Raw genomic sequence first — 6,848 nt, forward strand, 5'->3', positions numbered from 1 at the left:
GATCCACCTCGCCGCTGCCGTGATAAACTCGCGATGAATCCCAACAGACCCTAGAACGGGATGTCGTCGTCCATATCGCTGTTGCGGCTGCCCGCCGCGACCGCCCGCCGCGGCGCGGAGCTGGCCGGACCGCTCGAGCCGAAATCACCGGAATCATCGGAGCCGAAGCTGCCGCCCCCGCCGCCGCTGCGGCCGTCGAGCATGGTCAGGTTCGAGTTAAAGCCCTGAAGCACGACCTCGGTCGAGTATTTGTCGACCCCGCTCTGATCGGTCCATTTGCGCGTCTGCAACTGGCCCTCAATGTAAACCTTGGCGCCCTTCTTCAGATATTGCTCGGCGACCTTGCAGAGCCCCTCGTTGAAGATCACCACGCGGTGCCACTCGGTCTTTTCCTTGCGCTCGCCGGTGCCTTTGTCGCGCCAGGTCTCCGATGTCGCGATGCTCAGATTGGCGATCGGCCGCCCGTCCTGTGTCCGCCGGATTTCAGGATCCTTGCCGAGATTGCCGACCAGAATCACCTTATTCACGCTTCCCGCCATCGCCGCTCTCCACTCGATATCGCCGGCAAAAATCACTGGTCCGGCCGCTTCCGTGCCGGCCGTCTTCAATTCTTAACCTGTCGCTTGTCCGTTTCCGCTTCCGCTCCCGGACAGCCGGACCCTATACACTGACAGACCCCGCTGACTTGGCGATCCCTCGGCAAGTCAGCGGTTATCCACATATAGCATCGCCCACGTGCCTGTTCCAGCTTTGTTCCGGATAACGTCCTATCTGCGTTTGCTGGCGGCTTTGCAATCTCTAGGCGAACCCCGGGAACCCACGGGGGAACCGAAAGAGGTGAAACGGAACCCGAAAGTTCCCGTCTGGGTTCCAATTATACCAGATAAATCATAAGCTTCGTTACATGAACTTGGTTGGCGCCTGTTGCATCCGGGACACGCCATTTCCGGTCGAGTCGCGGTATAGAATTCTCCAGCGGCGCGGGCGCTCGCGTCACAACAACGCTTCAGGCCTAGCGGGAAGCGGACAAAAACTGGGGATAGATCATGAAGAAGTATCTGTTAGCTACAGTTGCGCTCATTGCGTTCGCCGCACCTGCTGCGGCAGCCGACCTCGCTGCGCGCCCTTACACCAAGGCGCCGCCTGCTCCGGTCGCTGCTGTGTATGATTGGACCGGCTTCTACATCGGCGCCAACGGCGGCTGGGGTTCGGGCCGCAAGTGCTGGGATCTCACCGCCGACGCCTTGGGTCCTTTCGTTCCGCCCGTCGCCGAAGGCTGCCATGACGCAACCGGCGGCACGGCCGGCGGTCAACTCGGCTACCGCTGGCAGGCCGGCACTTGGGTGTTCGGCTTGGAAGGGCAAGGCAACTGGGCTGACTTCCAGGGCTCCAACACAAGTTTGGCCTTTCTCGCTCCCGTTGAGAATGAGTCGAGGATCAACGCGTTCGGACTGATCACCGGTCAGGTCGGCTATGCCTGGAACAACGTCCTGCTCTACGTCAAGGGCGGCGCGGCCGTGACCAGCGACAAATACAGGGGGTTCGATGTCGCGACCGGGCTGCTAATCGACAGCGCCAAGGAAACGCGTTGGGGCGGCGTCGTTGGTGCCGGTCTCGAAGTCGGCTTCGCCCCGAACTGGTCGGTTGGCGTCGAGTACAACCACCTGTTTATGGGTGACCGCGACGTCGACTTTGCTGCATCCGGCAACTTTATTGGTGCTCCGGCCGGCTCGTTCTCGAGAACTAGTAACATCAGCCAGGACGTCGATCTCGTCACGGTCCGCGTCAACTACCGCTGGGGCGGCCCCGTCATCGCGAGGTACTGATCGCAAAGCCAGCGCGGTACTACGGAAAGGCCGGCTTCACGCCGGCCTTTTTGTTGATAACCAGCACTGAGAAGGCCGGCCTTGCGCCGGCCTTTTTGTTTGGTTGTAGACCGGCACGACCGACACCCGGAACGGCTGTATTTTCATGCTTTTGCCGCTGATGTGGTATTTCCGTGACAGCATTTTTCGGGAACTTCGCCCTATATCGCCAAGCAACCTCAAATTGACGGCTGAGGAAAGTTGCGTTGGAGAGCCGCGAAAGGAAAAAGAAAGTGAAGAAGATTCTGCTGACCACCACCGGCCTGATCGCGCTTGGGATGGCACCTGCGATGGCCGCCGATCTCTCTGCCAGGCCCTACACCAAGGCGCCCGCCGCAGCGATTGCGATCAACAACTGGACCGGCTTTTACCTCGGCGCGATGGGCGGCTACGCCCAGGAAAACACCTCAGATGCGTTGGGCGAGATCAGCGGCGGCTTCGCCGGCGGCACGCTCGGCTACAACTGGCAGACTGGCAACTTCGTGCTCGGCGTTGAGGCCGATGCCGCCTGGGCAGATGTCGGCGTAAGAGTGGGTAACCCGGCGCTCGCCGCCGTAGAGACCCGGATTCGCTCGATGGGTACCGTTCGTGGCCGCGTCGGCTACGCCTTCGACCAGGTCCTTGTCTACGGCACCGGCGGTTATGCCTGGGCCGACAACCGTCTGACATTATCAGCGCTCGGCGTGAGCGTGTCGGATAGCCAGATCCACTCCGGCTGGACTCTCGGTGCTGGCGTCGAGGTGATGTTCGCACCGAAATGGTCGGTCAAGGCTGAGTATCTCTATCGCAGCTTCCAGGGCGAGACCTACTTCGCAGGCGTTGCTCCTCTTGCGAGCGGAACGCTCAACCTGAACAGCGTTCAGGTCGGCGTGAACTATCACTTCTAAGATTTCCTGCTGAAACTACCTGCGCCTCCGTTCCGAGAAATTCGGAACGGAGGCGTTTGTATTTGAGGAGTTCCGATCGGAGCTGCTGACGGCTGCTGCCAAAAACATCTGAGCGCAAACAATCCGTTGATGATTCGCGCGCGGCACTGGAAATTCCCTGTCGTTCTTCCTATGTTCCGACTTTCAATCAACGGCGCCTGATCCCGGTTCTTGCCCGGCGATGCGCGCCCAACGTGGCGCGTGCCTCGCGTCTGGAAATGCCGATATGGATGAAGTGCTCAGGGCGAAGCGCCAACAGAACGCCGGCTCCGCATCGCGTGCGATCACCATCCGCGGTGCGCGCGAGCACAATCTCAAGAATGTCGATCTCGAGATTCCCCGCGACAAGCTCGTGGTGTTCACCGGCCTCTCCGGCTCCGGCAAATCCTCGCTCGCCTTCGATACCATCTATGCCGAGGGCCAGCGCCGCTACGTCGAATCGCTCTCGGCTTACGCGCGCCAGTTCCTGGAGATGATGCAGAAGCCGGACGTCGACCAGATCGACGGCCTGTCTCCTGCGATCTCGATCGAGCAGAAGACCACCTCGAAGAACCCGCGCTCCACCGTCGGCACCGTCACCGAGATCTACGACTACATGCGCCTCTTGTGGGCACGCGTCGGCGTGCCCTACTCGCCGGCCACGGGATTGCCGATCGAAAGCCAGGTCGTCTCGCAGATGGTCGATCGCGTGCTGGCACTGCCCGAGGGCACCCGGCTCTATCTGCTGGCGCCGGTCGTGCGCGGCCGCAAGGGCGAGTACAAGAAAGAGCTCGCCGAATGGCTCAAGAAGGGTTTTCAGCGCGTCAAGATCGACGGCACGTTCTATGGGCTCTCCGACGCGCCGACGCTCGACAAGAAATTCCCGCACGACATTGATGTCGTCGTCGACCGCATCGTGGTGCGCCCCGACCTCGGCCAGCGCCTCGCGGAAAGTTTTGAGACCGCGCTGAAGCTCGCCGAGGGGCTCGCCGTGATCGAATATGCCGACGCGCCGGCAGGCGCGCCTGCGGCCGAGGACAAGAAGAAAACCGCAAAGATCCACGACAAGAGCGGGCCGGAGCGGATTCTGTTCTCGGAGAAATTCGCCTGCCCGGTCTCCGGCTTCACGATTCCCGAAATCGAGCCGCGGTTGTTCTCGTTCAACAATCCGTATGGCGCCTGCCCCGCCTGCGGCGGCCTCGGCATCGAGCAGCATATCGACGAGGACCTCGTCATTCCCGACAAGGAGTTGACCTTGCGCAAGGGTGCGATTGCGCCCTGGGCAAAGTCGTCCTCGCCCTATTACATCCAGACGCTGACCGCGCTCGGCAAGTTCTACAAGTTCACGCTCGACACCAAGTGGAAGGACCTGCCGAAAAAGACGCAAGCAGCCCTGCTGCACGGCTCCGGCGACGACGAGATAAAATTCTCCTACGAGGATGGCGTCCGCTCCTACGACACCAAGAAGCCGTTCGAGGGCGTCATCACCAACCTCGAGCGCCGCTACCGCGAGACCGAGAGCGAATGGGCGCGCGAGGAGCTGGCAAAGTATTTCTCCGATATCCCATGCGAGGCCTGCAAGGGCCATCGGCTCAAGCCCGAGGCGCTCTGCGTCAAGATCGGCGGCAAGCATATCGGCGAGATCTCCGAACTGTCGGTGAAGCGCGCCGGCGAATGGTTCGAAAGCGTGCCGAAGGCGCTCAACGACCAGCAGAACGAGATCGCCGCGCGCGTCTTGAAGGAGATCCGCGAGCGGCTGTCCTTCCTGCTCGACGTCGGCCTGAACTACCTCACGCTCTCCCGCTCCTCCGGCACGCTCTCCGGCGGCGAAAGCCAGCGCATCCGCCTCGCCTCGCAGATCGGCTCGGGGCTGACAGGCGTGCTCTATGTGCTGGACGAGCCCTCGATCGGCCTGCACCAACGCGACAATGCGCGCCTGCTGGAGACGCTGAAGCGGCTGCGCGATCTCGGCAATACCGTGATCGTGGTCGAGCATGACGAGGACGCGATACGCCTGGCGGATTACGTGCTTGACATCGGCCCCGGCGCCGGCATGCATGGCGGCCACATCGTGGCGCAGGGCACGCCCGCCGACATCATGCGGAATCCGAAGTCGCTGACGGGCAAATACCTCACCGGCGAATTGTCGGTGCCGATCCCCGAGCGCCGGCCGCCGAACCATCGCCGCACCATCAAGGTCGTCAACGCCCGCGGCAACAATCTGAAAAACGTCTCGGCGGAAATTCCGTTGGGGCTATTCACCTGCGTCACCGGCGTTTCCGGCGGCGGCAAGTCCACGCTGCTGATCGACACGCTCTACCGTGCCATCGCGCGCAAACTCAACAACGCCAGCGAAGGCGCCGCCCCCCACGACCGCATCGAGGGGCTGGAGCACATCGACAAGATCATCGATATCGATCAGTCGCCGATCGGCCGCACCCCGCGCTCCAACCCTGCGACCTATACCGGCGCCTTCACCCCGATCCGCGAATGGTTTGCCGGCCTGCCCGAAGCCAAGGCGCGCGGCTACGAGCCCGGCCGTTTCTCCTTCAACGTCAAGGGCGGCCGCTGCGAGGCCTGCCAGGGCGACGGCGTCATCAAGATCGAGATGCACTTTTTGCCCGACGTCTACGTCACCTGCGATACCTGCAAAGGCAAACGCTACAACCGAGAGACGTTAGAGGTCCTGTTCAAGGGCAAGTCGATCTCCGACGTGCTCGACATGACGGTGGAAGAAGCCGCCGAATTCTTCAAGGCGGTGCCGCGTGTGCGCGAAACCTTCAAAACGCTGCACCGCGTCGGCCTCGACTACATCCATGTCGGCCAGCAGGCCACCACCCTGTCCGGCGGCGAAGCCCAGCGCGTCAAGCTTGCCAAAGAGCTCTCAAAGCGCGCCACCGGCCGCACGCTCTACATCCTGGACGAACCCACCACCGGTCTGCACTTCCACGACGTGGCGAAACTGCTCGAAGTGCTGCACGAGCTAGTCGCGCAGGGCAACACGGTCGTCGTGATCGAGCACAACCTCGAAGTCATCAAGACCGCCGACTGGGTCATCGACCTCGGCCCCGAAGGCGGCGACGGCGGCGGCGAAATCGTCGCCTGGGGCCCGCCGGAGGACATCGCCAAGGCGCCGCGGAGCTACACGGGCAAGTTTCTGGCACCGGTGCTGAAGAAGGCGGATGGCAAGCCGCGGAAGAGCACGAGTGCGAGCGAGGCGGCGGAGTGAGGCCGTGGTTGTTATCAGGCCATTCTTCCGAACGTGTCGGCAGCTCGCTGATGGAAGCTACGAAAATTCCGGACACGGACGTTACGTTAGCGATCCTCGATTTGCCGTAGCTGGTCCGCAATACATTCGGGCTTTTCTTCTGATTCAAAAGGATCTGCTCGAACTTTTCGATTACATCGAGCCCGCCGATCAAAATCTAAGTTGTTATTCGTACAGAATTCATGAATTGCTTATGCGAACCTGTATCGAAGTGGAGGCTCATTGCAAGGCGATCTTGTTGGAAAATAACTACGTCAACCCCAACAGGTCAGCAGATTGGTGGAATGTTCAGGACTATCGCAAACTAAATCAAACTCACCATCTCTCATCTTACGAAGTTCGAATGCCACTGTGGCATGGTACACAGAACGTCCGTAAGCCATTTGATGCCTGGACTACGGAGCGTGATCTGCTCCCATGGTATAAAGCCTACAATGAGTCAAAGCATGATCGTCACAACAATTTCCCAAGATCAAATTTTGAAACGTTGATTAGCGCGGTATCAGGACTGGTCGCCCTATTGTCATCTCAATTTATTAGGTTTGATTTTCAGCCAGCCGTCCTTGGTACAGAGTACGGGACACCCGATGGCGGATTTGAGAACGCGATCGGAGGCTACTTTCACGTGAAATTTCCGAAGGATTGGTCTTTGGAAGACCGCTACTCGTTCGATTGGGAAACACTAAGCACCGACCCGCATCCGTTTCAGGCACTCACCTTCTGAGACATTGCCACTCGTAACGTGCGCACAATAGCGTAGAGCCTGTGAACCATTTGGGTTTTGCGGGTAGTCGGAGCCGAGACAACGGA

Annotated in this window: 5 protein-coding genes; 4 read left to right on the forward strand and 1 reads right to left on the reverse strand. The window is 60.5% G+C overall.

The features are described from left to right. Positions 1–50: 50 nt before the first annotated feature. A complete protein-coding gene (locus CQ13_RS05065; protein WP_057841921.1) occupies positions 51–539 on the reverse strand; it encodes a single-stranded DNA-binding protein in 489 nt (162 codons plus the stop codon). 507 nt (positions 540–1,046) lie between these two features. Between CQ13_RS05065 and CQ13_RS05070 the strand changes: the two genes are divergently transcribed. The 4 genes from CQ13_RS05070 to CQ13_RS40520 all read left to right on the forward strand — a co-directional run bounded on the left by CQ13_RS05070 (position 1,047) and on the right by CQ13_RS40520 (position 6,762). Next, positions 1,047–1,826: an outer membrane protein gene (locus CQ13_RS05070; protein ID WP_057841919.1), complete on the forward strand. Its 780-nt coding sequence runs from the start codon at positions 1,047–1,049 to the stop codon at positions 1,824–1,826. A 272-nt stretch (positions 1,827–2,098) separates the two neighbouring features. After that, positions 2,099–2,752, forward strand: a complete 654-nt coding sequence (locus tag CQ13_RS05075) for an outer membrane protein (RefSeq protein WP_057841922.1) — start codon at positions 2,099–2,101, stop codon at positions 2,750–2,752. A 265-nt stretch (positions 2,753–3,017) separates the two neighbouring features. Beyond that, positions 3,018–5,999, forward strand: a complete 2,982-nt coding sequence (gene uvrA, locus CQ13_RS05080) for an excinuclease ABC subunit UvrA (RefSeq protein ID WP_057841920.1) — start codon at positions 3,018–3,020, stop codon at positions 5,997–5,999. Between the two features lie 4 nt (positions 6,000–6,003). Beyond that, positions 6,004–6,762, forward strand: a complete 759-nt coding sequence (locus CQ13_RS40520; RefSeq protein ID WP_197427247.1) for a hypothetical protein — start codon at positions 6,004–6,006, stop codon at positions 6,760–6,762. Positions 6,763–6,848: the final 86 nt, after the last annotated feature.

It is taken from the genome of Bradyrhizobium retamae, from assembly GCF_001440415.1.
Taxonomy (GTDB): Bacteria; Pseudomonadota; Alphaproteobacteria; order Rhizobiales; family Xanthobacteraceae; genus Bradyrhizobium; species Bradyrhizobium retamae.